Source organism: Hankyongella ginsenosidimutans, from assembly GCF_005144965.1.
Lineage (GTDB): Bacteria > Pseudomonadota > Alphaproteobacteria > Sphingomonadales > Sphingomonadaceae > Hankyongella > Hankyongella ginsenosidimutans.
In genome coordinates this window covers 111,114-137,133 of the sequence record NZ_CP039704.1, presented here as the reverse complement: position 1 = coordinate 137,133, position 26,020 = coordinate 111,114, and the positions used below count along the sequence as shown (strand labels likewise).

32 protein-coding genes, 1 tRNA gene and 5 pseudogenes are annotated in these 26,020 nt (G+C 63.2%); 10 read left to right on the top strand and 28 right to left on the bottom strand.

All coding sequences use genetic code 11. The features are described 5' to 3' along the window. Positions 1–33 precede the first annotated feature (33 nt). From E6W36_RS00830 to ileS, 5 genes and pseudogenes are all read right to left on the bottom strand, one after another. Positions 34–660 (bottom strand): fumarylacetoacetate hydrolase family protein, encoded by a 627-nt coding sequence (locus E6W36_RS00830; RefSeq protein WP_246047906.1) that lies wholly within the window; start codon positions 658–660, stop codon positions 34–36. An 80-nt stretch (positions 661–740) separates the two neighbouring features. Next, positions 741–1,433 carry a molybdate ABC transporter permease subunit gene (modB, locus tag E6W36_RS00825; RefSeq protein WP_222873457.1) on the bottom strand — a complete coding sequence of 231 codons (693 nt, stop codon included), beginning with the start codon at positions 1,431–1,433 and terminating at the stop codon, positions 741–743. Between the two features lie 3 nt (positions 1,434–1,436). Further along, complete coding sequence (locus E6W36_RS00820) at positions 1,437–1,796, bottom strand: DUF3035 domain-containing protein (RefSeq protein ID WP_246047905.1); 360 nt, start codon at positions 1,794–1,796, stop codon at positions 1,437–1,439. A gap of 43 nt (positions 1,797–1,839) precedes the next feature. Further along, complete coding sequence (gene lspA / locus E6W36_RS00815) at positions 1,840–2,325, bottom strand: signal peptidase II (RefSeq protein WP_246047904.1); 486 nt, start codon at positions 2,323–2,325, stop codon at positions 1,840–1,842. A gap of 10 nt (positions 2,326–2,335) precedes the next feature. Next, positions 2,336–5,347 (bottom strand): annotated as a pseudogene (gene ileS / locus E6W36_RS17180) (isoleucine--tRNA ligase). A gap of 144 nt (positions 5,348–5,491) precedes the next feature. Between ileS and E6W36_RS22650 the strand changes: the two are divergent. Beyond that, positions 5,492–6,361, top strand: a complete 870-nt coding sequence (locus E6W36_RS22650) for a S10 family serine carboxypeptidase-like protein (protein WP_425459662.1) — start codon at positions 5,492–5,494, stop codon at positions 6,359–6,361. Next, the gene (locus tag E6W36_RS22645; RefSeq protein ID WP_425459661.1) at positions 6,280–6,987 is read left to right on the top strand and encodes a hypothetical protein; all 708 of its coding nucleotides are present in this window, start codon (positions 6,280–6,282) and stop codon (positions 6,985–6,987) included. Before E6W36_RS22650 ends, E6W36_RS22645 begins: the two co-directional genes overlap by 82 nt. Before the next feature lie 45 nt (positions 6,988–7,032). Here the strand turns inward: E6W36_RS22645 and bioB are convergent. The 4 genes and pseudogenes from bioB to E6W36_RS23900 form a co-directional block, all read right to left on the bottom strand. Beyond that, a pseudogene (bioB, locus tag E6W36_RS00790) lies at positions 7,033–7,971 on the bottom strand (biotin synthase BioB). Further along, positions 7,968–8,401 (bottom strand): annotated as a pseudogene (locus E6W36_RS23910) (riboflavin kinase). Before E6W36_RS23910 ends, bioB begins: the two co-directional pseudogenes overlap by 4 nt. A gap of 100 nt (positions 8,402–8,501) precedes the next feature. Beyond that, positions 8,502–8,678 carry a hypothetical protein gene (locus tag E6W36_RS23905; protein ID WP_484103593.1) on the bottom strand — a complete coding sequence of 59 codons (177 nt, stop codon included), beginning with the start codon at positions 8,676–8,678 and terminating at the stop codon, positions 8,502–8,504. Between the two features lie 49 nt (positions 8,679–8,727). Then, on the bottom strand, positions 8,728–8,901 hold the full coding sequence (locus tag E6W36_RS23900; protein WP_484103592.1) for a hypothetical protein: 174 nt from the start codon (positions 8,899–8,901) through the stop codon (positions 8,728–8,730). A gap of 242 nt (positions 8,902–9,143) precedes the next feature. On the opposite strand from E6W36_RS23900, the gene E6W36_RS00780 reads away from it, so the two are divergent. The 3 genes from E6W36_RS00780 (at position 9,144) to E6W36_RS17170 (ending at position 10,934) form a co-directional block, all read left to right on the top strand. Beyond that, positions 9,144–9,506, top strand: coding sequence for a response regulator (locus E6W36_RS00780; RefSeq protein WP_246047903.1), 363 nt, complete (start codon positions 9,144–9,146; stop codon positions 9,504–9,506). 196 nt (positions 9,507–9,702) lie between these two features. Beyond that, a complete protein-coding gene (locus E6W36_RS17175) occupies positions 9,703–10,548 on the top strand; it encodes a chromate transporter (RefSeq protein WP_246047901.1) in 846 nt (281 codons plus the stop codon). After that, the gene (locus E6W36_RS17170) at positions 10,482–10,934 is read left to right on the top strand and encodes a chromate transporter (RefSeq protein ID WP_246047900.1); all 453 of its coding nucleotides are present in this window, start codon (positions 10,482–10,484) and stop codon (positions 10,932–10,934) included. Before E6W36_RS17175 ends, E6W36_RS17170 begins: the two co-directional genes overlap by 67 nt. Here the strand turns inward: E6W36_RS17170 and E6W36_RS00770 are convergent. From E6W36_RS00770 to E6W36_RS00755, 4 genes are read right to left on the bottom strand one after another with little or no spacing between them, the layout of a single operon-like run. Beyond that, the gene (locus E6W36_RS00770) at positions 10,908–11,207 is read right to left on the bottom strand and encodes a gamma-butyrobetaine hydroxylase family protein (protein WP_222873454.1); all 300 of its coding nucleotides are present in this window, start codon (positions 11,205–11,207) and stop codon (positions 10,908–10,910) included. The two genes, E6W36_RS17170 and E6W36_RS00770, sit on opposite strands and share 27 nt — an antisense overlap. Positions 11,208–11,210: 3 nt before the next feature. Further along, a complete protein-coding gene (locus E6W36_RS00765) occupies positions 11,211–11,387 on the bottom strand; it encodes a Trm112 family protein (protein WP_222873453.1) in 177 nt (58 codons plus the stop codon). Further along, positions 11,387–12,052, bottom strand: a complete 666-nt coding sequence (locus E6W36_RS00760) for an LON peptidase substrate-binding domain-containing protein (protein ID WP_222873452.1) — start codon at positions 12,050–12,052, stop codon at positions 11,387–11,389. Before E6W36_RS00760 ends, E6W36_RS00765 begins: the two co-directional genes overlap by 1 nt. A gap of 13 nt (positions 12,053–12,065) precedes the next feature. Beyond that, on the bottom strand, positions 12,066–12,998 hold the full coding sequence (locus tag E6W36_RS00755) for a tetratricopeptide repeat protein (protein WP_246047899.1): 933 nt from the start codon (positions 12,996–12,998) through the stop codon (positions 12,066–12,068). Between the two features lie 251 nt (positions 12,999–13,249). Here E6W36_RS00755 and E6W36_RS00750 point away from each other — a divergent pair. Continuing rightward, positions 13,250–13,323: transfer RNA gene (locus E6W36_RS00750), tRNA-Gly, on the top strand. Between the two features lie 204 nt (positions 13,324–13,527). On the opposite strand, the gene E6W36_RS17165 is transcribed toward E6W36_RS00750, so the two are convergent. The 5 genes and pseudogenes from E6W36_RS17165 to E6W36_RS22640 form a co-directional block, all read right to left on the bottom strand. Continuing rightward, the gene (locus E6W36_RS17165) at positions 13,528–13,953 is read right to left on the bottom strand and encodes a zincin-like metallopeptidase domain-containing protein (RefSeq protein WP_246048388.1); all 426 of its coding nucleotides are present in this window, start codon (positions 13,951–13,953) and stop codon (positions 13,528–13,530) included. 203 nt (positions 13,954–14,156) lie between these two features. Then, a pseudogene (locus E6W36_RS17160) lies at positions 14,157–14,486 on the bottom strand (ArdC-like ssDNA-binding domain-containing protein); the annotation flags it as partial. 596 nt (positions 14,487–15,082) lie between these two features. Then, the gene (locus E6W36_RS00740; protein ID WP_222873451.1) at positions 15,083–15,583 is read right to left on the bottom strand and encodes a hypothetical protein; all 501 of its coding nucleotides are present in this window, start codon (positions 15,581–15,583) and stop codon (positions 15,083–15,085) included. Positions 15,584–15,733: 150 nt separating this feature from the next. Further along, positions 15,734–16,324, bottom strand: a complete 591-nt coding sequence (locus tag E6W36_RS20075; protein WP_281277578.1) for a DUF4928 family protein — start codon at positions 16,322–16,324, stop codon at positions 15,734–15,736. 71 nt (positions 16,325–16,395) lie between these two features. Next, positions 16,396–16,680, bottom strand: a pseudogene (locus E6W36_RS22640) (DUF4928 family protein); the annotation flags it as partial. A 50-nt stretch (positions 16,681–16,730) separates the two neighbouring features. Here E6W36_RS22640 and E6W36_RS17150 point away from each other — a divergent pair. Beyond that, on the top strand, positions 16,731–16,976 hold the full coding sequence (locus E6W36_RS17150) for a hypothetical protein (protein WP_246047898.1): 246 nt from the start codon (positions 16,731–16,733) through the stop codon (positions 16,974–16,976). Between the two features lie 15 nt (positions 16,977–16,991). Here the strand turns inward: E6W36_RS17150 and E6W36_RS00725 are convergent, their stop codons facing one another. From E6W36_RS00725 to E6W36_RS00685, 10 genes are all read right to left on the bottom strand, one after another. Then, complete coding sequence (locus tag E6W36_RS00725) at positions 16,992–17,999, bottom strand: DNA cytosine methyltransferase (RefSeq protein ID WP_246047897.1); 1,008 nt, start codon at positions 17,997–17,999, stop codon at positions 16,992–16,994. A 490-nt stretch (positions 18,000–18,489) separates the two neighbouring features. Beyond that, positions 18,490–19,005, bottom strand: coding sequence for a hypothetical protein (locus tag E6W36_RS00720; protein WP_222873449.1), 516 nt, complete (start codon positions 19,003–19,005; stop codon positions 18,490–18,492). Then, on the bottom strand, positions 19,002–19,976 hold the full coding sequence (locus tag E6W36_RS00715) for a relaxase/mobilization nuclease domain-containing protein (protein ID WP_222873448.1): 975 nt from the start codon (positions 19,974–19,976) through the stop codon (positions 19,002–19,004). The genes E6W36_RS00720 and E6W36_RS00715 overlap by 4 nt, the downstream gene beginning before the upstream one ends. Next, positions 19,942–20,316: a plasmid mobilization protein gene (locus E6W36_RS00710; protein ID WP_425459752.1), complete on the bottom strand. Its 375-nt coding sequence runs from the start codon at positions 20,314–20,316 to the stop codon at positions 19,942–19,944. Before E6W36_RS00710 ends, E6W36_RS00715 begins: the two co-directional genes overlap by 35 nt. A 1,334-nt stretch (positions 20,317–21,650) precedes the next feature. Then, the gene (locus E6W36_RS00705) at positions 21,651–21,902 is read right to left on the bottom strand and encodes a hypothetical protein (RefSeq protein ID WP_222873446.1); all 252 of its coding nucleotides are present in this window, start codon (positions 21,900–21,902) and stop codon (positions 21,651–21,653) included. Positions 21,903–21,937: 35 nt separating this feature from the next. After that, a complete protein-coding gene (locus E6W36_RS00700; RefSeq protein ID WP_222873445.1) occupies positions 21,938–22,459 on the bottom strand; it encodes a hypothetical protein in 522 nt (173 codons plus the stop codon). A 41-nt stretch (positions 22,460–22,500) separates the two neighbouring features. Beyond that, complete coding sequence (locus tag E6W36_RS20065; protein WP_222873444.1) at positions 22,501–23,130, bottom strand: type IV secretory system conjugative DNA transfer family protein; 630 nt, start codon at positions 23,128–23,130, stop codon at positions 22,501–22,503. Next, positions 23,070–23,888, bottom strand: coding sequence for a type IV secretory system conjugative DNA transfer family protein (locus tag E6W36_RS20060; protein WP_222873443.1), 819 nt, complete (start codon positions 23,886–23,888; stop codon positions 23,070–23,072). The genes E6W36_RS20065 and E6W36_RS20060 overlap by 61 nt, the downstream gene beginning before the upstream one ends. A 20-nt stretch (positions 23,889–23,908) precedes the next feature. Then, a complete protein-coding gene (locus tag E6W36_RS20055) occupies positions 23,909–24,034 on the bottom strand; it encodes a hypothetical protein (RefSeq protein ID WP_281277399.1) in 126 nt (41 codons plus the stop codon). 458 nt (positions 24,035–24,492) lie between these two features. Beyond that, the gene (locus E6W36_RS00685; protein ID WP_222873442.1) at positions 24,493–24,834 is read right to left on the bottom strand and encodes a hypothetical protein; all 342 of its coding nucleotides are present in this window, start codon (positions 24,832–24,834) and stop codon (positions 24,493–24,495) included. Between the two features lie 104 nt (positions 24,835–24,938). On the opposite strand from E6W36_RS00685, the gene E6W36_RS00680 reads away from it, so the two are divergent. The 3 genes from E6W36_RS00680 to E6W36_RS00670 all read left to right on the top strand — a co-directional run bounded on the left by E6W36_RS00680 (position 24,939) and on the right by E6W36_RS00670 (position 25,990). Beyond that, a complete protein-coding gene (locus E6W36_RS00680) occupies positions 24,939–25,193 on the top strand; it encodes a hypothetical protein (protein ID WP_222873441.1) in 255 nt (84 codons plus the stop codon). A 126-nt stretch (positions 25,194–25,319) separates the two neighbouring features. Beyond that, a complete protein-coding gene (locus E6W36_RS00675) occupies positions 25,320–25,616 on the top strand; it encodes a nucleotidyltransferase family protein (protein WP_222873440.1) in 297 nt (98 codons plus the stop codon). Further along, on the top strand, positions 25,616–25,990 hold the full coding sequence (locus tag E6W36_RS00670) for a HepT-like ribonuclease domain-containing protein (protein WP_222873439.1): 375 nt from the start codon (positions 25,616–25,618) through the stop codon (positions 25,988–25,990). Before E6W36_RS00675 ends, E6W36_RS00670 begins: the two co-directional genes overlap by 1 nt. The last annotated feature ends 30 nt before the right edge of the window (positions 25,991–26,020 follow it).

Here is a 26,020-nt window from a genome sequence, read left to right as displayed (position 1 = left end):
GGGCATTGCCCATTTTGCGGTGCTTGCGCAGGCTCAGTCCTTCACCAGCCGGATGGACAGCGGCGGCACGCCATCGATGCTGACGGTCAGGCGGTCGTCATTGCCAACCGGGCCGACGCCGGCCGGGGTGCCGGTGAAGATCAGGTCGCCGGCATGGAGCCGGTCGTAGCGGCTGAGGTCGGCGATGATCTGGCGCGGGTTGTAGATCATGTCGCCGAGCAGTGCAGACTGGCGCACCGCGCCATTGACTGTCGTCTCGAGCCTGCGCGTCTCGAAGCCATGGGCAAGCGCGGATGCCGGCACGATCGCACCGATGGGTGCCGCACCTGTAAAGCTCTTGCCCATGTCCCACGGGGCACCGGCAGCTTTGGCCTCAGCCTGCATGTCGCGCCGGGTCAGGTCGAGCCCGGCGGCGAAGCCATAGATCAGGCGCACGGCTGCGGCCTCGGACACAGCGACGCCCTCCGCGCCGATGGCGATGACCAGTTCGCCCTCGAAGTGCAGGTCCTGCGTCATCGGCGGGTAGGGGATGGCGCCGCCACCCGGCGCCAGCGCATCCAGCGCCTTGGTGAAGTAGATCGGCGGCTGGCGGGCGGGGTCGCCGCCCATCTCGCGCGTGTGCTCGGCATAGTTCCGGCCGACGCAGAAAATACGCCGCACCGGAAAGCGCGCGCTGGTGCCCTCAATGCTCAGTGAGGGGCGCGGAATGTCAAAAGCAGCGTCGTCATGCGGATCAGCCCTCATCCGGCAAGGCGGCCCAAACGTTTGGACACGCGCCGGTTCAGCCATTCGGACACCGCCAGACCCGTCAGTGCAAGCAGAATCGACAGGCCCGCCATCTGGGCGGCGGCCGCATCGCCGCCAGGGCTTTGCAGTGCGGCGTAGATCGCCAGCGGCAGGGTCTGGGTCTCGCCGGGGATATTGGCGGCGAAGGTGATGACAGCGCCGAATTCGCCCAGGCCTGCCGAGAAGGCGATGACCGCGCCGGAGAGCAGGCCCGGCAGCATCTGCGGCAGCGCGATGGTGAGGAAGCGGTCGAGCGGGCCGGCACCGAGGGTACGGGCGGCGGCGTCAAGACCGGGGTCGAGCGCCTCGATCGACAGGCGGATCGCGCGCACCATCAACGGAAAGCTCATGATAGCGGTTGCAACGGTAGCGCCCAGCGTACTGAAGGCGAGGCGCAGCCCGAACGTCGCGTCAAGCCAGCCGCCGATTGGCCCATGGACGCCAAGCCCGAGCAGCAGCAGATAGCCGACCACGACCGGCGGCAGGACCAGCGGCAGGTGCACCAGCAGATCGAGCAGAAAGCGTCCGGGCCAGCGGTGGCGCACCAGCACCCAGGCGACAAGCGTCGCCGGCGGCAGCCCGAAGAGCACCGCGCGAAACGCGATCGTGAGGCTGAGGCGCAGGGCCTCAAGCGCCTCGGGCGTCATGGGCTACTGGCCGGGGCGCAGGCTAGCCTCCTGCGGGGCGGTGTCGCCGGACGGCGCATCAAGCACCTGCTTCAGGAACGCACCCTTGTCCGTGACCTGCGTGCCGTTGTCGGCGACCGTCGCACGGATGCGGGCGCTGGCCTTGGCCGCTCCGGTCGCGTCCAGCAGCGCCTGCTCACCGGGCGTGCGCGGCGGGAGTTGCACGCCGGGGCCGAACAGGGCGTCGATCGCCTGGCTCTGGGCGTCGATCTCCTGCGGGCGTGGGTCGCCCGGGCGCGGCGGGCGCAGGTTGAAGTCAGGCGGCACGGCCAGCGGCGCTGGCGGCTGATGGCGAGTTCGTTGGGCGTCCGGCTGCCGCCGCAAGCCGCCAGCGCCAGCAGGAGGAGCGGGGTTAATCTGCGCATGGTCATTCCTTTATCAGCCCGGTATCCGCCGGGTTGCGTCGTTCGGCCCGCTGCAGGCTGGTCAGCAGCAGCAGGGCGACCCCGACGGTGATGCCGGCGTCTGCGATATTGAACACGTAAAACGACCAGCCGCCCGCATGCAAGTGGATGAAGTCCGCAACCGCGCCGAAGCGGATGCGATCCACGATGTTGCCGAGCGCGCCGCCCAGCACCAGCGCCAGCGCCAGCCCCTGCCAGCGGTTGACCTCTCGCCACATCCAGACCGCGACGCCGACGCTGATCATTGCGGTCAGCCCGGTCAGCAGCCAGCGGCTCGCATGGCCGTCCGCCTGCAGCAGGCCCATGGAGACGCCGCGGTTCCAGACCATGGTCAGGCTGAACACCGGCAGCACCTCGACCGAGATGCGGCGCGGCAGGTCGAAAATCTCCAGCACCCAGAACTTGCTGAGCTGGTCGACGACGAACACGACCGCTGCGATCAGGAACAACTGGGCGCGCCTAGCCACGCACGACCTCCGTGCAGCGCAGGCACAGTTGCGGATGATCGGTCTGCTGGCCAACATCCGGCAGGAAACGCCAGCAGCGCTCGCACTTCGCATGCGTGCACACCCGCGCCGTGGCAGCAGCTTCAGGGCCTTGGGCGGTCTCGACCGAGGACACGATGCAGATGTCCGCAAAGTCGACCGAGGCAACCAGTTCAAGGTCTGCGGCCGGGGCGGTGAGCGTCACCGCGGCCTGCGCGCTGGACCCCAGGTCCTTGGCCCGGCGCATCGGCTCGATGGCGGCGGTCACCAGCGTGCGCAGGCTGCGCAGCCGCTGCCATTTTGCGCCGAGTGCGGCGTCGCGCCATTCCGCCGGCACCTCCGGCCAGAGCTGCAGGTGCACGCTGTCGTCGTCCGACGGGAAGCGGGTCAGCCAGACCTCCTCCATCGTGAACACCAGGATCGGTGCCAGCCATGTGGTGAGGCAGGTGAACAGCCGGTCAAGCACGGTGCGGCAGGCGCGGCGCTTCAGGCTCGCCGGCGCGTCGCAGTACAGGCTGTCCTTGCGGACGTCGAAGTAGAAAGCCGACAGGTCGTTGACGCAGAAATCGAACAGCGACCGGTAGAAGGGGTTGAAGCTGAAATCGTTCGCGTGCGTGCGCAGTTCTGCGTCCAGTTCGGCCAGGCGGTGGAGCACCCAGCGCTCCAGTTCCGGCATCTCCGCCGGCGTCACGCGCTCGGCGTCGTCGAACCCGTCGAGCGCGCCGAGCAGGAAGCGCAGGGTGTTGCGCAGCTTGCGGTAGGCCTCGGTCTGCGCGGCCAGGATGTCCTTGCCGATGCGCTGGTCCTCGAAATAGTCGGTCGAGACCACCCAGAGGCGCAGGATGTCGGCACCGGCCTCGCCGACCACCTTCAGGGGATCGATCGTGTTGCCCAGACTCTTGGACATCTTGCGGCCCTCGGCGTCGAGGGTGAAGCCGTGGGTCATCACCGCCTTGTAGGGCGCGCGGCCACGGGTGCCGCAGCTCTCCAGCAGGGACGATTGGAACCAGCCACGGTGCTGGTCGGAGCCTTCGATGTAGAGGTCCGCGGGCCAGCGTTGCTCCGGCCAGGCGCCGCTTTCCAGGGTGAACACGTGGGTCGCGCCGCTGTCGAACCAGACGTCCAGAATGTCGTTCACCTTCTCGTAGTCGGCGGCGTCATGCCGGTCGCCCAGCAGGTCCTGCGCCGGGGTTGCAAACCAGCCGTCGACGCCCTGGTCCCTGATTGCCGCGACGATGCGGGCGTTGACGGCCGGATCGGCGAGATACTGGCCGGTGCGGATATCGACGAACAGGGCGATGGGCACGCCCCAGGCGCGCTGCCGACTGAGCACCCAGTCCGGCCGCCCTCGACCATCGCGCGGATGCGATTGCGCCCCTGCGCCGGCACGAAGCGGGTCGCGTCGATGGCCGCAAGCGCAGTGGCGCGGAGCGTCTGGCCCCACCACCATGCATCGCATGGTCCCCTCCCCATGGGGAGGATCAGCCGCCTCCATCCTCCCCGGCACGGGAGGGGACCGCCGAAGGCGGTGGAGGGGTCGCCCGGTCCATGGGCACGAACCATTGCGGCGTGCAGCGGAAGATCAGCTTGGCCTTCGAGCGCCAGGAGTGCGGGTAGCTGTGCGGATAGTCGCTGGCGGCGAGCAGCGCGTCTTCCAGCGCGTCGCACACCACGGCTTTCTTGTCGCCCGGCTTGCCGTTGACGTCATAGACGTGGCGAGCGCCGACCAGCGGCCAGTCGGCGCGGTATTTGCCGTCCGGCTGCACGACGAACACCGGGTCGATGCCGTGCTGCTTGCACAGCCGGAAGTCGTCCTCCCCGTGGTCGGGGCCATGTGCACGAAGCCCGTGCCCTGATCGGTGGTGACGAAGTCGCCGGGCAGCAGCGGCCGGGGTGCTGCGAAGAAGGCGCGGATGTCGTCACTGACATCGTGACCGAAAGCTCCTCCCCTCGGGGAGGGGACCATCCGCAGGATGGTGGAGGGGACTGCGTGCGCTCCCCTCCGTCGTCCGTGCCGGCCGACACCTCCCCGGTGGGGAGGATCGTTGTGGAATAAGTTCGCCCACGGGTGGGCGCAGGTGGCCCCTTCGAGATCGGAGCCCGGAAGGCATCACCGATGACCTCGATCGCGCCGATCCGGGCCTGTGCGGCCTCGACCAGCGGACTGCCGACCAGAATGCGCCGACCCTCTGAATCTGCCATCACCTGATACGTCACCTCCGGCCCATAGGCGATCGCGCGGTTGACCGGGATCGTCCAGGGCGTGGTGGTCCAGATGACCACATGCGCGCCGACCAGGTCCGGGCGCTTGGGGCAGGTGAGGATCGGGAACGCCACGTCGATCTGGGTCGAGACGATCTCGTGGTATTCGACCTCGGCCTCGGCGAGTGCGGTCTTCTCGACCGGGGACCACATGACCGGCTTGGCGCCCGGTAGAGCTGGCCGCTTTCGGCAAACTTCAGCAACTCGGCGACGATGGTCGCCTCGGCGTCGAAGTTCATCGTCAGGTACGGGTTGTCCCAGTCCGCGCTGATGCCCAGCCGCTGGAACTGCGCGCGCTGCACGTCGACCCAGTGCCGGGCGTAGGCGCGGCACTCGGCGCGGAAGGCGGCACCGTCCACCTCGTCCTTGTTCTTGCCCTGCTTGCGATACTGCTCCTCGATCTTCCATTCGATGGGCAGGCCGTGGCAGTCCCAGCCGGGCACGTAGGGGCGTCCTTGCCCATCATCTGCTGCGAGCGGACGATGATGTCCTTCAGCGTCTTGTTCAGTGCGTGGCCGATGTGGATATCGCCGTTCGCATAGGGCGGGCCGTCGTGAAGGATGAACTTCTCCCGGCCGTCGGCCGCCGCGCGCAGCCGCTTGTAGAGGTTGATCGCTTGCCAGCGTGCCAGCCATTTCGGCTCGGCTTCGGCAAGCCCGGCCTTCATCGGCAGATCGGTCCGGGGCAGGAACACGGTGGCGCGGTAATCGGGTGTGTCGGTCATGGCGGTCAATCTAGGAGATGTGAACCCGCGCTTGTAGCCAAGGCGTGCGCCGGAAGTCGAGCGCCGACATTGCGCCCTTGTTCCCGGCGCGCCGACGTGGCAGCGTCTTGACAACTTTACAACACGGGAGAGCAGGATGCGGGCATGGATAGCGCTGGCGGCGCTGGCGTGGGCAGGGTTGCCCACGCGGCGGACGACAAGAAGGCAGACGCGCCGAAAGAGGCGGAAGCCGCCATTCCGGCGCCGGTCGTCTCGGTCACCCGGCATAGCGGGCGCTTCAACAACCAGGTGGTGAACTACAAGGCGGTCGCAGGCGAGACCTACCTGAAGGACAAGGACGGCAAGCCGCTCGCGGCGATTTTCTCCACCGCCTACGTGAAGGAGGGTGTGACCGATCCGACCAGCCGCCCGGTCACCTTCCTGTTCAACGGCGGGCCTGGTTCCGGCTCGCTCTGGCTACACATGGGCGCGTTCGGGCCGAAGCGCGTCATACTGCCAAGCGACGGCAAGGACGACGGCGCGCCGCCGTTCCGCCTCATCGACAACGCCGCGAGCCTGCTCGATGCTACCGACATCGTCTTCATCGATCCGGTCGGCACCGGCTTCAGCCGCGCGCTCGGCAAGACCGACCCCAAGGACTATTGGGGCGTCAGCAAGGATGCGCGCTCGATCTCCGAGTTCATCCGCACCTGGCTCAGCGAGAACGGTCGCTGGAACAGCCCGAAATTCCTCGGTGGCGAAAGCTATGGCACCACCCGTTCGGCGGCGGTCGCCAACGAGCTCGAGGGTCGCTACAACGATGTGGCGCTGAACGGCATCATCCTGATCTCGACCATCCTGGATTTCGGCCTGCAGGCGGAAGTACCGGGCAACGAGATGGCCTTCATCGTCAACGTCCCTCGATGGCGGCGACCGCGCTCTACCATGGCAAGGTGCCGGGTAAGCCGGCGCTTGAAGGCTTCGTTGAGGAGGCGCGCCAGTTCGCGATCGGCCCTTACGCGAGCGCGCTGCTGAAGGGCAACAAGCTGCAGGGCGAGGAGCGGGCGCGGATTCGCGCCCAGCTCGCCCGCTTCACCGGCCTGTCGGAGCAGTATCTGGAAAACGCCGACCTGCGGGTGTCGCCGGGGCGCTTCTACAAGGAGCTGCTGCGCGAACGCGGGCTGACCGTCGGCCGCCTGGACGCCCGCTACACCGGCAAGGATTATGACAACGCCGGCGAGGAACCGGACAACGATCCGAGCTTCTACGGCATCGACGCCGGCTACACCGCGGCCGTGAACAGCTATGTTCGCGACGAGCTCAAATTCTCGCCCGAGCGCCAGTATGTCACCATCGGCGGCGTGCGCGACTGGGACTGGAAGCTGGAGAACGCCGGGCGCGACCAGGAGGTCTACATGAATGTCACGCCGTATCTGGCGCGGGCGATGCGGGAGAACAGCGGCCTGCGCACCTTCGTGGCGCAAGGCTATTATGATTTCGCAACACCGTTCTTTGCCGCGGAATATTCGCTGTCCCGCACCGGCGTGCCCGCGGACCGCGTGCACTTCGAATACTACGGCTCAGGGCACATGATGTACGTGCGCGATGCCGACCTGAACAAACTCAGCAACGACGTCCGGGCGTTCATCCAGTCGCGGTGAAGACAAGAAACCCTCTCCCGCAGGGGAGGGTCTAGCGTACCGCGTCTATACCGCGACCAGCCCGAGCTGCGCGAACAGCGCGGCGTCGCGACCCTGCGATGGGTTGGGGTGGTCAGGAGCTGCTCGCCGTAGAAGATCGAATTGGCGCCGGCGAGGAAGCATAATGTCTGCAACTCGTCCGACATGGTCTCCCGGCCGGCCGACAGCCGCACGACCGAGCCCGGCATGGCGATGCGCGCGACTGCAATGGTGCGCACGAACTCCAGCCCCTCCATCTCCGGGGTGTCGCCGAGCGGGGTGCCTTTCACGGCGACCAGCCGGTTGATCGGCACCGAGCGCGGATGTTCGGGCAGGGTTGCGAGCGCCAGGATCATGCCGACCCGGTCCGCGCGCGTCTCTCCCATGCCGACGATGCCGCCGCAGCAGACATTGATGCCGGCATCCCGCACATGGCCGAGCGTCTCCAGCCGTTCCTCGAAGGTGCGGGTGGTGATGATATCGCGGTAATAATCCGGCGAGGTGTCGATATTGTGGTTGTAGTAGTCGAGGCCAGCGTCGGCGAGGCGCTGTGCCTGGCGGGCCTCCAGCATGCCCAGCGTCACGCAGGTCTCCAGCCCCAGCGCCTTGACGCCCGCGACCATCTCGGCGACCGCCTCCAGGTCCTTGTCCTTGGGCGGGTCCAGGCGGCCCATGCAGAAGCGGGTGGCACCGTTCGCGAGCGCCGCGCGGCGCGCGCCAGCACCGTGTCCAGGTCCATCAGCTTGCTGGCGTCCAGCCCGACCTCTTTGGCGTATTTGGCGGACTGGGGCAGTAGGCGCAGTCCTCCGCGCAGCCGCCGGTCTTGATGGAGAGCAATTGCGAGCGCTGCACCGCGTTCGGCTGATGATATTGGCGGTGAATGCTCTGCGCCTCGAACAGCAGGTCGAGGAACGGCCGGTCGAAGAGGGCCGCCAGTTCGGCGGCGGTCCAGTCATGGCGAATCATGGATCAGTCCTGTGGTGCGGTAGCCGGAAAACGGCCGGCGGCGTGAGTTGGCTGGGCGAGCATGGCGCGTGCGTCTTGTGCGTCGGCGGCGATCTGCGCCTGCAGTTCGGCAAGGCCGGCGATCGGCGCTCGGGCCGGATGAAGGCGACCAGCTCAACCGCGAGCTCCTGCCCGTACAGATCCTCGGCGAAATCGAACAGGTGCGCCTCCAGCAGTTCGCGCGGCGGCGCGAAGGTCGGGCGCAGGCCGACATTGGCGACGCCGTCGATGCGCCGGCCGTCAGCCAGGCGCACGCGGACCGCATAAACCCCGTAGCGCGGGCGCAGCACGTCGCCAAGCGCCAGATCGCGGTCGGGAACGCCAGCTTGCGGCCACGCCTGTCACCGGGTTCAACAGCACCGCGAATCGACCACCAGCGGCCCAGCAGCATCGCCGCCTGCTCCGGCGCGCCGGTCTCGAGGTGGGCGCGAACCCGCGTCGAGGAGATAATCTGGCCGTCGTCATCACACACAGGGGCACCGCGGTCGATGTCAGGCCGTGCCGTGCGCCGAGATCTGCCAGAACGGCGGTGTTGCCGGCGCGCGCGCGCCCGAAGGTGAAGTCGTCCCCGTCACCACGCCGCGCAGGCCCAGTTGCCGGGCCAGCACGTCGGCCACGAATGCGTCCGGCGACAGCGGTGAGACATCGGCAAAGCCCAGCACCAGCACGGCGTCGACGCCGAGCGCAGGATCGCCTCCGCCTTGTCCGGGGTTGGCGTCAGCAGGAACGGCGCGGAGTCGGGCCGGAAAAGCGGGAGGGATGAGGATCGAACGTCAGCACCAGCCAGGGAACGCCCGCCGCTCTGGCGCGTGCGCCCGCGGCGCGGATCACCGCCTGGTGCCCTTTGTGGACGCCGTCGAAGTTGCCCAGCGCCGCCACGCCACCACGCAAGGCGTCAGGCAGGAGTCGTTGCCGCCAAGATGCAGGACGTTCGGAAGTGCCGGGAAGATTGGGGAGCGTCATCGCGCGGACTATACGCACGGCCTCAAGCCGCCAAGCGTTTGCGCGTGGCCGCTACAGCAAATGGCTTTCCGCAGCTTAACCGATTTTTAGCCGCTCCGACTAGGTTGGCCTCAGCGCTGAGCGGGAGACCGGGCAGCTGTTGGGTGTAAATCAAGAAAGCGGGTGTCACGATGGCCGTTGATATGAACATGCCGATCCTGATCGTCGATGATTACAAGACGATGCTTCGGATCGTGCACAACCTTCTGAAGCAGGTTGGCTTCGACAACATCGACGAAGCGACGGACGGCGCGATGGCGCTGACCAAGCTGCGCCGCAAGAAATATTCGCTGGTCATCTCCGACTGGAACATGGAGCCGATGACCGGCTATGAACTGCTGAAGGAAGTCCGCGCCGACGCCGAGCTGAAGGACACACCCTTCATCATGGTGACGGCCGAATCGAAGACCGACAACGTGATCGCCGCCAAGAAGGCCGGCGTGAACAACTACATCGTCAAGCCGTTCAACGCGCAGACGCTGAAGCAAAGCTGACCGCCGTTCTCGGCGACTTCTAAGACGTTCGACACCCGTCGAGGCGAAAGACGCCGCGCTGCCCCAGGCAGGCGCGGCGTTTGGCTTTGTGGCTGCCATGCTAGGGTCAGGACTCATTAAGAATGAAGATCGTGGCTGTGCCTGAACCCGTCATCCCCTGCGTGAATTCGTCGTCACCTGGCTTCGGGTCGGGCTGTTGAGCTTTGGCGGCCCGGCAGGCCAGATCGCCCTGATGCATCGCATCGTGCTCGATGAAAAGCGATGGATCGACGAGCGCTCCTATCTGGCGGCCCTCAACCTGTGCATGGTTCTGCCCGGGCCAGAGGCGCAGCAGCTTGCAACCTGGTGCGGATGGCGCCTGCGCGGCCCACTGGGTGGGGTGATCGCCGGCGGGCTGTTCGTTCTGCCGGGTGCATTGCTCATGATGCTGCTCGCAGCGCTCTATGCCCTCTACGGCAAGACCACGCTGGGCGAGGGGCTGTTTTTCGGAATCAAGGCTGTGGTCGCCGCGATCGTTTTGCAGGCGCTGCACAAGCTCGCCAAACGCGCGCTCAAGCGCCGGCTGGACTGGGTGCTGGCGGCTGCCGGATTCGCCGCGCTGTTCTTCTTCAACCTGCCGTTTCCGCTGGTCGTGCTGGCGGCTGGTCTGATCGGCGCGAGCGTGGCGCAAGGCGATGGCCCTGCACCGGGCGGCCCGATGCCGGCAACGGTTCCCCTGAGTCGCAGCCTGCGCGTGCTGCTGGGCCTGGCCGGGCTGTGGCTGGCGCCGGTGGTCGGTGCGGCGCTCGTGCTTGGGCCGGACCATGTGTTGACGCAGGCGGGCGCATTTTTCGCGCGCATGGCGGTGGTGACCTTCGGCGGGGCCTATGCGGTGCTGGGGTATGTCGCGCAGCAGGCGGTCGAGACCTACCATTGGCTGACCCCGGCTGAGATGCTGGATGGGCTGGGCCTGGCCGAGACGACCCCGGGCCGCTGGTGCTGGTGCTGCAGTTCGTCGGTTTCCTGGCGGGCGCGCGCGCGTTCGACGGCGTGCCGCCGATGATCGGCGGGGCGCTGGTCGCCCTGATGACCCTGTGGTGCACCTTCGTGCCGTCGTTCATGTGGATTTTCGCGCTGGCCCCGCAACTGGACCGGCTGACCCGCCAGCCGCGCCTGCAGGGCGCGCTGGCCGGCGTCACGGCGGCTGTGGTCGGTGTGGTGCTGAATCTCAGCGTCTGGTTTGCCCTACATGTGTTGTTCCGGCACGTAGAGACAGTGTCGGCCGGCCCGTTTCGGCTGGCGGTGCCGGAATGGACAAGCCTCGATATGGCCGCCGCCCTGATGATGCTGGCGGCGGCTCTGGCCCTGCTGCGCTTCAAGGCAGGTATGCTGGTGACGCTGGGTGCCGGCGCGGCGGTCGGTCTAGGCTTGCGCGTGCTGGCGGGATAATTCAGCGAGATAGGCCCAGGAATAGATGCCGCTGTCGTGACCGTCGTCGAAGATCAGGCGCACGGCATAGTTGCCGACTGGCTCCATCCGTTCGATCCCGACATTTTCCTTGCCGGTCACGGTCCGCTTCTGGCCCGGCCCGTGCCCCTGCACCTCGGCGGACGGGCTTTCGACGCGCAGCAGCGTCGCTGGCAGTGTAAACGGTGCGCCATCCTCCGGCACCACGGTCAGGCTGCGTTTGCTGCGGCTGTAGACGAGTTCGCGCGGGGTCATGGTTCAGTCTTCGATCTGGCGGGCTTCGTCCGGCAGCATGATCGGCACGCCGTTGCGAATCGGGTAGGCGAGACCGGCGGACTTGCTGATCAGTTCCTGCGCCTCGGCGTCGTAGACCAGGGTGGTCTTGGTCAGCGGGCAGACCAGAATTTCCAGGATGCGCGGATCGAGCGCTGTCATCAGTGCCTCGCGGGGTTGGCGGCGTCACCGCCTGGGTCGGAAGCGAACTCGAACAGCAGGCTGAGCGCATCAAGGCGCGCAGCAAGCGTCGGCGCCTCGAGCAGCGCCTGCCGCTCGGCCGGGGTGAACGGGCAGATCATGCACAAGGCGGAGACCAGCGTGTCGTCTGGCGCTGCAGCGATCGTGTCCCACGCCGCCTGCAGGTTGTGCACGGCGAGGAACCGCTTCAGCCGCTCGACCATGAGGGTCCGGGCGTCCTCAGCCACCGCACCCGGCTCCAGAACATCGCCCGCGAAGGCGTCGAAATCGGCGCGCACCTGCCGGAACGGCGTGATGACATCCAGCTCCTGCGCGATCCGGAAGCGCTGCACCCCGACCAGAGTCATCAGGATGCGGCCGTCCTTGGTCGCCTCGTGGTGCGCGATCCGCCCGGCGCAGCCGACCGGGTAGATGCGCGGCTGCGGGCTATCGCCGCGCTCCTCGGCCGGCTGCACCATGCCGATCAGCCGGTGGCTCTCCAGTGCGGCGCGGGTCATGGCCAGGTAGCGCGGTTCGAAGATATTGAGCGGCAGCTCGGCGCGCGGCAGCAGGATTGCGCCCGCCAGCGGAAAAATCGGCAGGACCGAGGGCAGGAAGCCGGTATCTGTCTCGTGCAGGTGCGCCATGCAATTCTCCGCCTCAAGATATGGCGCGCGGACCCGCCTCAGGCAAACAGGATCGCGGACAGGCGGCGCCGTGCGGCCATGGCGAACGGCGATCGAGCCCTACAGCCTCCAGCAGGGTGAGCAGGCGGGTGCGCGCCGCGCCGTCGTTCCATGCGCGGTCCTTAGCGACGATCGCCAGCAGTTCGTCGGCGGCGGCTTCAGCATTTCCGGTCGCGACCAGGCCGTTCGCATAATCATAGCGCGCTTGCAGGTCGTCCGGGGCGGCGGCTGCCGCGGCGCGCAGGCCGGCGAGGTCTCCGGCCGGGCCGGCCGAGCGGGCGAGCGCGATGCCGGCCTTCAGCCGGGCGACAGCAGCGGCATGCGCGGGGTCGGCGGCGATGGCGCTCAGGAGTTCGTCGGCGGCGTCCGGCGCGCCACGCGCGATCAGCAATTCGGCCAGGCCCAGCTTTGCATCGGCTGCATCCGGCGCGACCTCGAGGATCTGCGCGTACAGCGCTTCCGCCTCGTCGAGCGCGCCCTCGGCCTGCAGCGCGCGAGCGGCGGCGATGGCGTCGGTCAGATCCGGCGCGCCGTCGCCCTCGGGCAGCGCGCCGAGCAGCCGGTCCAGGAACGCCGTCAGTTGGCCCTCCGACACCGCACCCATGAAGCCGTCGACCGGCCGGCCGTCGAGGAAGGCGTAAACGGTCGGCACCGACTGCACGCGGAACTGCCCGGCCAGCATCTGGTTCTTGTCGATATCGACCTTGACCAGCTTGATGCGGCCCTTGGAGGCGTTGGCGGCTTTTCCAGCAGCGGCGTCAGCGTCTTGCACGGGCCGCACCAGGGCCCAGAAATCGACCAGCACCAGCTGCGTGCGCGAGGGCTCGAGCACTTCGGCCGCGAAGGTCTCGATGGTCGCATCGACCACGGCGGACGCCTTGGCCGGCGCTTGCGAAGAGATGAGCATGGGCGGTTCCTTGACCAACGATGGGCGAGCGCCTGTGCGGCGCGTCTTTGCGCTCTATGTAGCGGCTCGGCCCGCAATGCCAAGCGGCAGCTGGCGCGAACGGATGCGCATGCACCCTCGGTCCCTTGCGGGGAAAGGCGGGCGCGCCGGGGCAGGGCGCTCCTTGCGCCTGGAAGACCGCATACTCACCATCTTTTCCCCTTGCGCGCCTCCTGTGCCCATGCTACCCGCGCCCACCTTGGCACAGACGAGCGGGCGTAGCTCAGGGTAGAGCACGACCTTGCCAAGGTCGGGGTCGAGGGTTCGAATCCCTTCGCCCGCTCCAAATCTTTGGATTCCAGTAAATACCTGAATATAACGGCAAAAATCACTGATTTTTGCCTGTGTAGGTATTGTGCAGAAAAATTTGCGGAATCGTCGGCGCAGCGGCGCACGCAATCTCTAACATTGAACGCTTCAAATGGAATCGGGCGGGGTTCCGGGGCCGGGGCCGAATAGCGGCCCAGCGCATTGGGGTGGGTGGTGCGGGTTAAAGATATGCGCCGCCCCGCTTGAGGGGCGGCGCTCTCTGTCGGCGGCTCAAGCCGCCTACGTCGTCGGGGTTCGCCAGTTGGTGAAGATAGGCAACGGCACGCTCTGCGTGCGCGGCGGCTTGCACGATGGCGCGGGTGTCGTTCTGCAAGACCTTAATCCAGCTTGCGAGATAGCTGGCATGGTCGGGGCGCGGTTCAATCGACAAGCCAAGATCGGCGGCAAGAAAAGCTGCGCCAAGTTCGGCAACCAGCTCCTCGCGGGCGTAACCTTCATCGCCCCATTTCTCGCGCCCGAATGAACGATCAAGGCGGCTCTTGTGGCTTGTCCAGTGGACGGTTTCATGGCCTCTGGTGGTGTAATAGCCGTGGGCATCATGGAAGGCTGCAAAGGGTGGCAACTGAATCCTGTCGGCTGACGGCATGTAAAGGCGCGGTCGCCGCCGTGGTTCACGGTCGCAGGGATGCGTGCAAAGAAAGCCTCCGCTGCCTCGATGCGCTCCACCTCTGGGGCGGGGTCTGGCACAAAGTGGAAACGCTCGGGCAATCCGTCGATCTGCGCCACGTTAAAGACGGTGTAGGTTTTCAGGAATCGGAATCGCTGTTCGCTGTCCTCTCCGCTGTTCTCGTCGCGCACGGTCTTGTTGCTGTCGCCGTAATAGACGATGGTTGCACCGCGCTCACCTTTGCGCACCTGCGCGCCCAAGGCTTGTGCTTGGCGATAGGTCATCCATGACGGGCTGACAAAGCCCGATGCCCGCGCCTCGATCCACAGCAACAGAACATTGATGCCGCGATATGGTTGGCCAGTCGCGCGCAGCGGACGGGTTGCGCCTGATGTCGCCATGTCGCCCCCGCTCCACGGTTTGAGCCAAGGGCGCGTGCCCTGTTCCAGTTCGGCAAGAATCCGGTCGGTGATGCGGGTATGGGGGTCAAGTTTGGTGGTTGGTTTGGTCATGTTGATTGCTCCTTTTCTGATCCGCGCAGCGGGTCATGCGCCGCGCATGACCCCTGCCGACCCGGCGGGGCGGAGAGAGAGGGCAAGGTCCGGTGCCGGGGTTGGTGCGGGCGCAACAAAGTGAGCCACGGCCCCAAAGCGGCACCTTGCAGGAGAGAGAGGCAGAGCCGCTTTCTTCCTCGAAAAGAAAAGGCTGCGCCGCTGGCGGCGCTTAAAGTTGGGCGGGCTTGCCTGCCCTATCCAGCGTCAGGGATTGTCACCCGCATGGGCGGAAACCGCAGCGAGGGTTCCGTCGCGCAAGCGATAAAGCCCGGCCCGAAGGCGCCCAGGCGTAGTGTTTTTGACCGCACAGCTCGCATCATGCGGCTGCGAAGCTCGCTAGGCGAGGTGCCGATCATGTGCGCCGGATAGCGGTCGCCCCTGATTCCATGACGGTCGCTCCACCGCGCTGGATATGGGTTGTCCGCACGGTGTCCACTCCGGCGTATTCGACCTTGAAATCAACGTAGCTCACTTCGTCATCATGCCCCTGAAAGCAATCATGTATGGCTTTGAGGAAATGCACTTCGGCAAGCTGTTGCGAAGGCGGATGGGGGTTATTCCGCGCGGTCGGCACGGTAGCGGGAAACACATAGAGACACGGCGGCGGCAATTCGTAAGGGCCGATAGTCGTGATGCGCGGTGCCTGCTCCTGCACGATCTTCGGGCATGGGCCCAATCGTGCCGCACACCATATCCCAGATAATCAGACCATCAACCCGCTGCTGCCGGGCAATGATTTCGGCACTCAATCGGGTGTGGATGCCTGACCAAGCGTTGTGGCGCGGGTCGGCACCCGGATTGGTGCAAACGCTCCAGATAACAAACTCGTTGGCCTGCGGCGGACGTTCGAAGATGTTGGTGTTGTTGCCGTCAAGGCAACCCTTCAATTCGATTACGGACGTGCGACCGGACGGCATGGTAACAGTGTAATCATGTCGGTTGGCTTCACCGGCTGATTGCCAGTCGAGAATGAAGTTTTGGTCCTGCATGTAGTTGAGAACATGCCGGACAAACTCGCGCTTCTCACGCATTGTTGCGGAAAACTGCCCGCGCACTCGTTCGATCGCGCCACGAAAAGGCCGCTGTTGTAAAACTCGGCCTCGTCTAGCCCGTGGTCCCCAGCCTGTGCGCCTCAGTTTTCAGCACTTCGGCATAACGCTCGATCAGTTGGCGCAGTTGGGCATTTTGCAGGCAGGGCGTGACCGTCATCCGTCAAACTCAATCCTCAAGCTGGGGTCGCTCTCGCACTCCCCTACAATGGCATTGTAGCGCTTAACGATTTCCGCAACAGTCGAGGAGCGATCCTCGCGCTGGAATTTGCTCCACTCATAGACGTTGGTGGCGATAAACTGCTCGATCTCGATAATGTCGAGCCGGTCATCAACTCCGGCTTGACGGGCCAGCGCCTTCGCGCCGCCGACACCATCTTCTGTCGTAACGATCACTGGGCGCAATCCCGAACCAAGATTGTTTTGGCATTTGTGAATAAGCGCCTCGCCCGGTGCGGTCGTGACATGAATAGCCACGTCCCCAATCAGGAAGTCACCGGCGCGGTTCGAGGGTGCGTCCGCAACAGACGCGCCGTGATGGGTGAGGCCGCCGCCCGTCACAATGTCCAGCTTGGCGCCGACAATATGCTGCATGACAGCGCCCGCATACATGGTGCCGCGCACTTCGCGCTGGCGCTCAACCGCTTGGGCGAGCAGGTCACGCACCGAAGCCCGAAGCGAGCGCGAAGGGTCGAGGCGCAGCGTGAACGGCTGGGAGTCGAAAACTCCAACGCCTTCTCGACCCAGAACGCCTCGGCGGTAGCAAGGTCTAGTGAACCGGCAGCGTGCAGCTCGTTGAGAAGATCAATGTATGCCTCCATCCGCTCCATATTGCCCCGGCTAGTGCGTCCGCCCTCGCTGGAAAGAACACGATCAATGCCATGATCGGCGAGTATCTTCTTGACCGCTCCGCCGCCGAGGCCCGCGACCTGCCCGCCTTTGCCTGTTACGAAGTCGGCCTTATTGAGCGGAAAATCCTTGGACTGCGCGTTGCGAGTCAAGATCAGGACCAGTGAGAGCGACCCTTTGGAAAGCCCTATGTGCTTGTCAGAAAATTGGATGAGGCGGTCGGGCAAGGTGTTGGTCGATGTTGACGAATTCATGCAGCCGCTTTCAATGCAGTGTCGTTGTGGTCGATCACTGGACCAAGGATATGTTCGGCAAGGAAATGAACAACCGGCACCACCACGCCATCGCCGGTGAGGTGATAGGCTTCGTTGTAGTTTTCCGGCAGTTTGTATTCCTCGGCAAGCCCATGAGGCGCGCGGTTTCACGGCTGGAAATCAGACGTGAGCGCACTTTGTCGCCGTCAACAACCACGATTAGCTGGCGGCTCGATCCGCCTGCGGGTGTGCGTAGGCATCCGGCAATGTCGTCAAAGCGGACTTCGGCGCGCTGAACCTTACGACCGTTCTCATCCAAGCGTGTGCGCTTGTAAATGCCGCCGACCATACGCCGCCCCGCCTTTTGGCGGCAGTAATTTTGCACGGTTGACGGTGCTCATCATAGCGAGCAGCGCACGAGTTTCCGCTTGTGTGTGCCACGGAATGCTGGTCGGCGTTTCTTCGATCAGGTCCGCAAAGATGGTGTTGCGGCCCGCTGGTGCCGGTAGACTCCACCAAATCCAGCCGTTCTTGAGGCGCGGCGGAAGGCGATCAAAGGCGTTGCGCAGCGCGCGGGTATGGAATGGCAAGCTAGGCTCGTCAGCGATAAGCTCCGCCGGAATCTCTACATCGCCCCTCACGCCGATAATGAATAGACGCGGACGCGAGTGCGGAACGAAATGAGCGGCGTCAACGATCAGCGCTCCAAAACGGTAGTCCGCCTGATGGAGCGCGTTGCAAATGGCGATGAAGTCCTTCCCTCCGTGCGAGGTCAAGGTGCCGTTGACATTTTCCAGCACGATAAGGCTGGGCGCGCGGTTGTCCTCCCGCAACCCCTTCATCAAGGACCAGAACGGCCAGAAAGTGCCTGAACGGTCACCTTTGAGGCCCGCGCCGCCGCCAGCTAGCGACAGGTCTTGGCATGGGAACGAACCCCACACGAGATCGGCTTGGCCGGGAAGGTCTGCGACTTTCACTTTGCGCACGTCGCCAGTGACAAGCTCCTTGTCGCCCCAGTTGTCCTTATAGACTCGGCTTTTCTTGTGATCGAAATCGTTGGCGAACAGGCATTGCCAGTCCGTGCCGAGGCCAGCGCGCGCCATGCCGCCGCCCGCGAAAAATTCGTAGAAGCTAGGCACGATCTTCCCCTCCGATTCATCGCGCTGCAGCTTTTCGAGGATTGCCTCTGTTATCCAAGTGTTGCGCGAGATATTCCCAGGACGCCTCATGCGTGCACGGTCAATCCTCGCGCCGATGCCTTGGTCAAGGCGAAGCGTGGCGCATGAACGGTCGGAGCTGGTGCGGGCTGATTGCGTCATGAAATCACTATGGCGCCACATTGGCGCCAAAGGCAAGGACATTTGCAGAACATTGCGCGATCAAGGGCAATACAGGAGGCTTTAAGGCTCCTCGGGGAGCTATCATCGTAACCACGGCGGTTTCAAGAAGTGGCGCGCACGGAATCTTGAACGCAGGCGGCGGCGCACCGCGCGCGGCGGCTTCGGTCGCGGTGCCAGCGGCGGCGTAAGGAACATTGACCCAATATCAGCCCGTCGCCCACGCCTTCGGACGTGCTGCCGGAAGTCGAAAAGAAACTCGATGTGATTTCGGAATGGCTGGCGCTACCAGCCCCGCCCTTCGTTTTCTTGGTGCGGCGGGCAACCGCCATAAATCGGGAGACAAGGCTCGGCACGAGTGCGAGGGCCGTATCGCGCACGAACCGCGATACCGATTTTGCGGCTTGAGGCACAAGGCTGGCAATCTGTCCTAGCAGCAGGCCCGGTTGCGATTGCAGGAAACGCGAGCCTGTCAGCGTGCGCGGGGTTCTCGCTCCGGCCCTTCGCGGTCGCGCGCCAAAGCCTCCCGTTGCCGTTCCTCATATTCACGCGCGATCTGGCGCGCGCGTTCGTCGTCCTCGATGCGACGTTTGAGGTCGTTGGCCTGCTCTTTCAGTAGGTCAGCACGCTCCTTACCTTGACGTTCAACAAGCGTGTTGATCTCGGCCCGCTGTGCAGCATCTAGGCCGGACACCATGATGCGGATTTCGTCGTTGCGGCGATCCTCAAGATCGGCGGCGCGGCGTGCCTCGTCCGCAAGGCGCTGCTGACGGGCTTCCTCGTCCACGGCCTCGCGGATACTGCGCCAGATGCGCTCAAAGCCACCCGGCTCGGGCACGCGATCCGCGACTATCCGCTGCGCCTGCTCCTTGGCGAAGGTCTCTATCGCCTTGTCGGCTGCTGCCTGCTGGCTTTCTTGCAACTCCGTCACCTCGCGGGCGTGGCGCAGCTCCTGTTCCCGCAATTCGGTCGCGTGAACCTCCATCACAGCGCGGCGTAGGGCGTCGATATGCTGACGCTCGGCGTCTGCCGCTGCCTCCTGCGACATCGGTGTATCGCGATCAGCGGGTTTTGACTCTGAATCGCTTGCTCTGCGGTGGTGTCGGGCTGGCCGGACTGATCGGCTTCCTGCAATGGTGCGGCGCGGCCAGCTTCGCGGATCGCGACGCGGGCTTCCTTCACGCTCGGCAGGCGCTCCGGGTCAACGTCCACCATGAAGGCGCGCAGGGCTGCGGCCTTCACGCCGGGAAGCTGGCGGCCAAGGCTATGCACCTTGGCGTCGTCATCAAGGATGACAAAATCGCGGCGGTCGCCGCGTGCCAGCACGTATCCCGCATCTTCAAGGGCAGCTTTGAAGGCGGGGCCGGAATCGCTGGCCTCATATAGCGCCGTGACCTGCGCTTTGCGCTCGCGGTGATCGATACCGGCGCGTTCCGCCTGCTGCCATTCGTCATGGCGAGCCTCGGCAGTCGGAAACTCCGGCTGGGCATCACGGTCGCGCTTGGCGTGCTTGCCGGGGACATGCTCATGTCCGAACTCTTGCTCCATTCGCAAGCTGGCGCGCTCGTGCGCCTGATAATTCATGCTGTCGGAGCGCAAGGTCATGGTGTCCATGTCCGCGCGCGCCCAGACCACATGGATATGCTCGCGCCCGTCCTTTTCGTGCATCACGACGGCGCGGGGTTGGCCCTGCAAACCAAGCTCCTCCTCCAATATCTCGACCGCGCGCGTCCATTGTTCGGGCGTCATTTCATACTTGGTGTCGGGGTCGATATTGGCGTGGTAAAGGCCCAGCTTGCCCTTGGTGGCAAGGGTGTAGGTCTGCCAGTCGCGGAAGGCTTGCTCGGGAGTGCCTGCGGAATCCAGTTGCAGGATTTCGACGCGCTCGTTGGTATCTGCGCGGCCAAGGTGGTGGGCGAGCTGACTAGGGCCAGCCCGGCTCTTGCCCTTGATTATCACGGGCTGGCTCCATGCCGAGGGCTTCGTAAATGGCGGCGATCACTTGATGGTATTGGTGCAGCGCGTCACGCAGTTGCGGCACGTCAATATCCATCCCGCGATTGGTGTTGCGGGCAATCTGGTTGAGATTGTTGCCGACGCGGTTGAGGGTCGCGAGCGCCTGCACAAGTGCCTGATGCTCGACGGGACGGCGGCGACGCGCACGCGGGCCTGCGTCGCCTAATGCGAGGGCGCGCATGAAGGCGGCGGACGCCATGCCCGCACGGTCAGCGCGGGCGACAAAAGCGGATTTTTCTTCGGGGTGACGCGGGCAAAAGGGTTTCCGTGCGCTGCCGTTTATCGGACTTGCGCCGGGTGCCGGGCGATGGTTCGCGCGGCGGCGTTTGCTCGTCGTCGGCCATAATGTGGCCTCTCCATTGCCCCCGACAACAAATCCGCCGGGGATCGAAGGGGTTCACCCTCCCTTCGTCAGGGTGCAGGGGCCGACACGCTCCTGCTCGTGGTCCGGGGCGCGAAAGCTCCGGTCAGGGTTCCAAGGGGCATGAAAGCCCTTTGGTCGATGCCGCCGTCGAAACAGCGGTCGATGGGTTTCAAGGGAGCGCGAAGGCTCCTTTGGCTGGGACGCAGACATGCCCGATATTGCGGGTCATGGCAGCGGCCCTGTCCAGGGTGCAGGGGCGGGAAGGCTCCTGCTCTGGGGTTCCAACGGGGGCACGAAGGCTCCCATTGGTCGCGGGATGCAACGGGGTAGAATAGACCCTTGCCAAGCCGGAACCGTCAGGTTCCAGTGTGAACGGTTAGTCCGCACATGGCTTGCATCTTCCAGTATTTCTATAATATCACAGAGAATGCCGATTCTGCACGCAACTTTTGGGTGTATATTTGATCTGGTGTTACGGCCTGTGGGGGCGGTTTAGGCAAGGTGAAGCGTCACGGGTTCGCGAAGGGCGAATTTGTGGGTGGTGCAACCGTCTGACTATACAAGGAAATCGCAGAAACTTTCCCGACATGACGGGCGGCATGTTACCATAGGACATGCCCAATGATCGCGATTATCTGAATGGCGACAACGCCCCTGCTGATTTTACCCGTCGCAGGGTCGCTAGAATTTTGCGGCGGGAACGCCCCTCTATGAGAACGGCGACCATACGCAGCGCCGTTTTTTCAGGAGTATACCCGTCTTCATGACCGGAGTCGTGATGCCTTCGGCATTGTCGAAGTGGGCAAACTTAAGGTCATTACCTACAATCTTATCGGCAAGATAAGGACCGATCGTATCATCTCGCTCACTGAGTTCCCGCTCCCGCCGTGGTTCATCAGAAAAGCCGACAATTCCAACATGTACTCCCGCTTCACTCCGCTAAAGCCTGCCGACTTTACCCATGGCAGGGTCAGGAAAGAGCGCCCCAAATACCAACCCGGTTATGGAGGCCGGTGGGAGGGCATCAAAGTCCTTGGGAAGATTCACGCGTGCAGCAAAGATCGTTTCGGGGTCATCCAGATCGGAACGCTGCGGGTTTTCACCAATAACCTATTCGGCAAGATAAAACCTACCGTGTCATCCCTATGGATACCGTTCCTTTCCCACAAACGTGGCTGCTCAAGAAACTCGCCAATTCCAACTTGCGCTCCCGATTCTTGACGCCACCTTGCGGGCGGTAGGGTTTAACCCTCTTAGCGCCCGTATGGCTCCAAGGCACGTTCGAGCCGCGTCCGTTCCTCCCGCTCTAACGCGGCAAGGCGCTCGGCTTCCAGCTTGGCGTATTTCTCCTCGATTTCCTTCTGCTGTTGCGCAAGATAGTCCTTCATTTCGGGATCGTCGATTCCGCCAATCGTCTTGTCAATTTCCTGCTGCCGAAGGTCGGCGATGCTCTGTGATATTTCCTCCCGGCGCTCATCGTATTGCGCCCGAATAACTTCTTCCACCTTCTCCGGCGCGACGGGTTGCAGGGTGCCAGCTTCTATCTGCTCCTGAATCTGGAGTTCTTTTCGATGATTTCAGCGTTGCGCTGCTTAATCGCTTCCTGTTCCCGCGCAGCATCGGCAACGCCTAGCTCCTGTGCCGCAATTTGCGCCTTTACAGCTTCGTCATGCTGCAAGGCTTGTTCGTCCAGCGCAGCCTTTTGAGCCTCATCCGCAAGCCTCTGCTGTTCCTTGGCGTCAAAGAATTTCGAGGTAATTTCCTCCTCGCGCTGCACAGCATCCTGACGCAGGGCTTCCTCCGCCAGGCGAGCTTTGCTCTCGCTCTGTTCGCGGGCAAAGTCTTTGGCCTGCTCTTCATGTTGTTGGCTCAATCCCTGCGTATAGGCATCTTTGAAAGCTTCCCGTTCCTCATCGTGGCGCTTGAATAGTGCCTCTCTGCTGGCGGCATCTGCTATCCCTTGCGATTCTTCCAGATGCCGCTGCTGCATCTGGTTCCACGCCTTACGGTCTTTCTCATTCATTTCCCGAAGGATGCGATACCATTCATCATCATCTGACACGGGTAGTTCTCCTGATTGTCACAGCGGCAAGGCTGTAGCTGCTATTCTGCGGCAGAAATCTCGCTTTCGAGATTGGCGCGCCGGGTCAGTTCGGGGTCGTTGTAAGCAAAATGCTTTTCCACCGCCGTGGGCGTGGCACCCGACGCCATGACAATCACCTTGCTGGTGAAATCCGGCCCCGCGAGAACATCGGGTTCGACGCGCTTGACGCGCGTGCCGTCCACCACGCTTTCACGATAGCCCATGTCGTCGGACAGCTTCTGTGCCGTGCCATCCTGTAGGCTTGGATTCATGAAGCAGCGCACGGCGCAATTGGCGACCATGCCGTCCGCGTTCTCGTATGCGGTTTCGAGCTGCCCCAGACTCTGGGTGAACATCCACAGTTTGATTCCATACTGGCGGCCGATTTCGAGGGCTTCCTCGACAGGCGGCATGTGGCGAAGCCTTGGCAATTCATCGAGAATGAACAGAATGGGAGCCGTGCCCCGGTCTGGTAGGCTCGATGTCAGGGCGCGTATGTGCTGCGCGATAATGACGCGCAGCATGGAAGCATAGCTGTCGATCTCATTGGGCTTGATGCAGATGTAGATGGTCGGATTTTTTCCTGATCTTAGATCGGCGGGGTCCAGTCCGATTTCTGGGTTGCCCGCGCTATGCGCGCACCTTCCCATGCGCTCATGCTGGCGAGAGCGGATTGCAGCACGCCATCGCGGGTTTTCGGCTCCATTTCGCCAAGCGAGCGTCCCATGCGTGCCATCGTCGGGACATCGGTAGCTGCTTGCAGAGAAATGATGAAGCGGTCCCATCCCACGCCGTGCAGGATGTCGAGGACAGGTGCCATCGTCCGCTCTTCTGGCGAATTATTCCTGACGGTAATTGCAATGGCGGCGTTTAGCACGTCGCGGGCGCGGCTCTCCCAGAACGGGTCTTTTGATTTACCGCTTGGCACGATCAGCATGTCGGCAAGGAAGCGTGAGTCTTCCCAAATATGATCGGGTTCGTCCGACACGGCCAGCAGGGGATTGTAGGAATGCCCCTGATCGGGATCGAGCGGGCTGAACTTGAAGATCGGCCCGACATTGGCAGCGCGCCATGCGCTTGTGGCTGCGTGGATTTCTCCTTTGATGTCGAGAACGACCGCAGGGCCATTCCACGTCAACAGGTTAGGCAGCACATGACATTGCGTCTTGCCGGAACCCGGTGGCGCGACGGTGATAAGCGAGCCTTCTCCTGCAAAGCCTAACAGCTTATCGGGTGAATTTGCTTCATGTCCGAGGATAAGCGCGTTTTCGGGAAGGGTATTGACTGCGAGCGGTGTAAGATTGCCTTGGCCGCTTAGGTCGCCGCCGTTGCCGAGCAGGCGGGCCGCCAGAGCCTTTACGACTGGATTATCGGGATGCTTTTCAACGGCTCGATTAAGCTCGGTCAATGCGAAATCTACGCTTTGTTCTAGTCCTCGCCTTCCACGAGCCAATCAAGCGCCTGCTTGATCGTCTTGCCGTCCAGTCCCTTCTTTTGCCACCCTTCATAGATGGTTGCTTTCCCGTCGCCGTAAACGATACCAAAAATCTGCATGAAGGCATTATGCGGCGAGGAGCTGATGCCCTCATTATAGAGCAGAAGCGATGACCGCAGAACCTCTCTATCTCTTGCTGACATCGACGCAAGAGAGCGCCCAAGATTGACTTTCAGATACCAGTCTGCCCACGTTCGTTGCAGGGTGAATTTGATTTCTGCGGTCTTTTGTCAAAGGTGGAATTGATATTCGACGATCTTTGTTCTTTGGAATCTCCGAAGGTCGCGATCAAATCGTCAATCGAAGCTTTCCGGTATTCAGCGGCTTTCTTCTCAGTCCGCCCCTTACGTGTAGCCGCGCGCACGATTCCCCAGATCACAAAAATCGGGATAAGAGCATATATCCCAATCCAAAAATATTCATTACGGACGCGTATAAGAAATACACGAATGGAGACATGTCGGTGCCCCCGGCAGAGTATACAACCTCGTCGGAGCCGTAGTCGTTGAACAGCACATCAAACGGGAAAATCCACCCAAGAATGCCGGTTGCCCATAGGACAAAAATCACACCCAGACCGATCAACAGCTTTTGTTGCGCAACACTTCCCACCCCATTCCGCCCCGTAGCGCTCGTGCAAAAACGCGCCGGGCATATGCTCGCCAATGAAGTCGGAGCGGCAACCGCCACTCCCGCGCCCGTTGAGTAAAACGGCGATCTTGCAGGAGAAGAAGGTCGATGCTCTCCGCTTGTGCTTATGTGCAAGCACCCGTGTTTGTTCAAGCAATTCTATTGCGGGGCAAACATGCGGCACGGCTTCTTCGTCGCCGACGCCATGCGTGGCCTTCTTGATGTGCATCCTTGCAGGATTCGCCCCAATACGCCGCAAGCCATTACACGGCTTCTCCACTTCGTTTCGACCTTGCGGTGCGGCAAGGGCGAACGCCCTGCCTCTGTCTGCTTATGAAGGCCGCGATGGTCGCGGTTCAGACAGGGAGAAAAATCATGTCACAATTCATCGCCCCCAACGAGCTGTATGGCATGAACGAACAGGAACTGCGCGCGCTGCGTGGCCGCATCATGGCCGATCTGCGCAGCATGGGTCAGTCGGTCTTTCTCAACCCGCATATCTATGCCTCACTGGAAAACATCGACGCTGCAATCCAGCGTCTGCAACAGCAGCCCAAGCCGCGCGGGCCGAAGCCGCCGGGGTTCTAAAGGGTGCGCTGCTGGTCCTCGCGGGCTTTGTCATCTCATTTGATATATCAATAATTTCAATTAGATAACAAAGTGCGTATGACGAGCCACCTTGCCTCCCACGCCTCTCTGTGGCAGAATTGAACTATGGAACGTGAGGTAGCATTGGCCCGGTTAAGGCCGTTGGAACAAAGGCTGCGCCAGCAAGGCGTTTCGGCCCTCTATCTCTTTGGCTCAACGGCACGCGGCGAAGCGGACGATAAATCAGACCTCGACCTGCTTTTCGAGTATGTGCCGGATCGCGGGTTTAGCTTGTTCGATCAGGCCGGGCTTCAAGTAGAGCTTTCAGAGCTTCTGAATACGAAGGTGGATTTCATTCCCCGTAAAGGACTACGCGACCGCATTAGGGAGCGGGTTGAAGCTGAGATGGTGCGGGTCTTTTAATGAGCCGCGACCTGAGCGATAATCTCGACAATCTCCAAGTGCTGATTCGGCGCATAGAGGACGGTTTGAAGGATAGGTCCTATGAGGACTATCTGAATGACCAAGACCTGCAAGATGCGACCACATATCGTCTATCAATGCTCGGTGAAATCACGGGCAAGCTGCCTGACGATGTCAAAGAACGGCATTCTGACATACCTTGGGATAAGATTCGCGGATTGAGGAACGTCGCCAGCCACGACTATTTCAGCATCATACCTGACATGGTGTGGGAAGGAACGCGGTCGCTCGAACCTATCAAGCAAATGATCCGCGAGGAACTAGCGCGCATTGAAGCGGAGCGACGTAGCCGCGATGGCGGACGCACGCGCTGACGGTTTTCCATGCGCCCGGTAACGGCGCGG

Excerpts from the sequence above, each read along its gene's own strand:
- E6W36_RS00670 (WP_222873439.1), top strand. The coding sequence starts at position 25,616 with ATGAGCCGCGACCTGAGCGATAATCTCGACAATCTCCAAGTGCTGATT.
- E6W36_RS00770 (WP_222873454.1), bottom strand. The coding sequence starts at position 11,207 with ATGACCCCGCGCGAACTCGTCTACAGCCGCAGCAAACGCAGCCTGACC.
- E6W36_RS20065 (WP_222873444.1), bottom strand. The coding sequence starts at position 23,130 with ATGGGAAGGTGCGCGCATAGCGCGGGCAACCCAGAAATCGGACTGGAC.
- E6W36_RS00780 (WP_246047903.1), top strand. The coding sequence starts at position 9,144 with ATGGCCGTTGATATGAACATGCCGATCCTGATCGTCGATGATTACAAG.
- E6W36_RS00755 (WP_246047899.1), bottom strand. The coding sequence starts at position 12,998 with ATGCTCATCTCTTCGCAAGCGCCGGCCAAGGCGTCCGCCGTGGTCGAT.
- E6W36_RS00765 (WP_222873453.1), bottom strand. The coding sequence starts at position 11,387 with ATGACAGCGCTCGATCCGCGCATCCTGGAAATTCTGGTCTGCCCGCTG.
- modB (WP_222873457.1), bottom strand. The coding sequence starts at position 1,433 with ATGACGCCCGAGGCGCTTGAGGCCCTGCGCCTCAGCCTCACGATCGCG.
- E6W36_RS00685 (WP_222873442.1), bottom strand. The coding sequence starts at position 24,834 with ATGCACATCAAGAAGGCCACGCATGGCGTCGGCGACGAAGAAGCCGTG.
- E6W36_RS00725 (WP_246047897.1), bottom strand. The coding sequence starts at position 17,999 with ATGACGCAATCAGCCCGCACCAGCTCCGACCGTTCATGCGCCACGCTT.
- E6W36_RS00680 (WP_222873441.1), top strand. The coding sequence starts at position 24,939 with ATGAAGGCCGCGATGGTCGCGGTTCAGACAGGGAGAAAAATCATGTCA.
- E6W36_RS17165 (WP_246048388.1), bottom strand. The coding sequence starts at position 13,953 with ATGCCGTCAGCCGACAGGATTCAGTTGCCACCCTTTGCAGCCTTCCAT.
- E6W36_RS00760 (WP_222873452.1), bottom strand. The coding sequence starts at position 12,052 with ATGGCGCACCTGCACGAGACAGATACCGGCTTCCTGCCCTCGGTCCTG.
- E6W36_RS22650 (WP_425459662.1), top strand. The coding sequence starts at position 5,492 with ATGGATAGCGCTGGCGGCGCTGGCGTGGGCAGGGTTGCCCACGCGGCG.
- E6W36_RS20055 (WP_281277399.1), bottom strand. The coding sequence starts at position 24,034 with ATGCAGATTTTTGGTATCGTTTACGGCGACGGGAAAGCAACCATCTAT.
- E6W36_RS00675 (WP_222873440.1), top strand. The coding sequence starts at position 25,320 with ATGGAACGTGAGGTAGCATTGGCCCGGTTAAGGCCGTTGGAACAAAGG.
- E6W36_RS17150 (WP_246047898.1), top strand. The coding sequence starts at position 16,731 with ATGTTCGGCAAGGAAATGAACAACCGGCACCACCACGCCATCGCCGGT.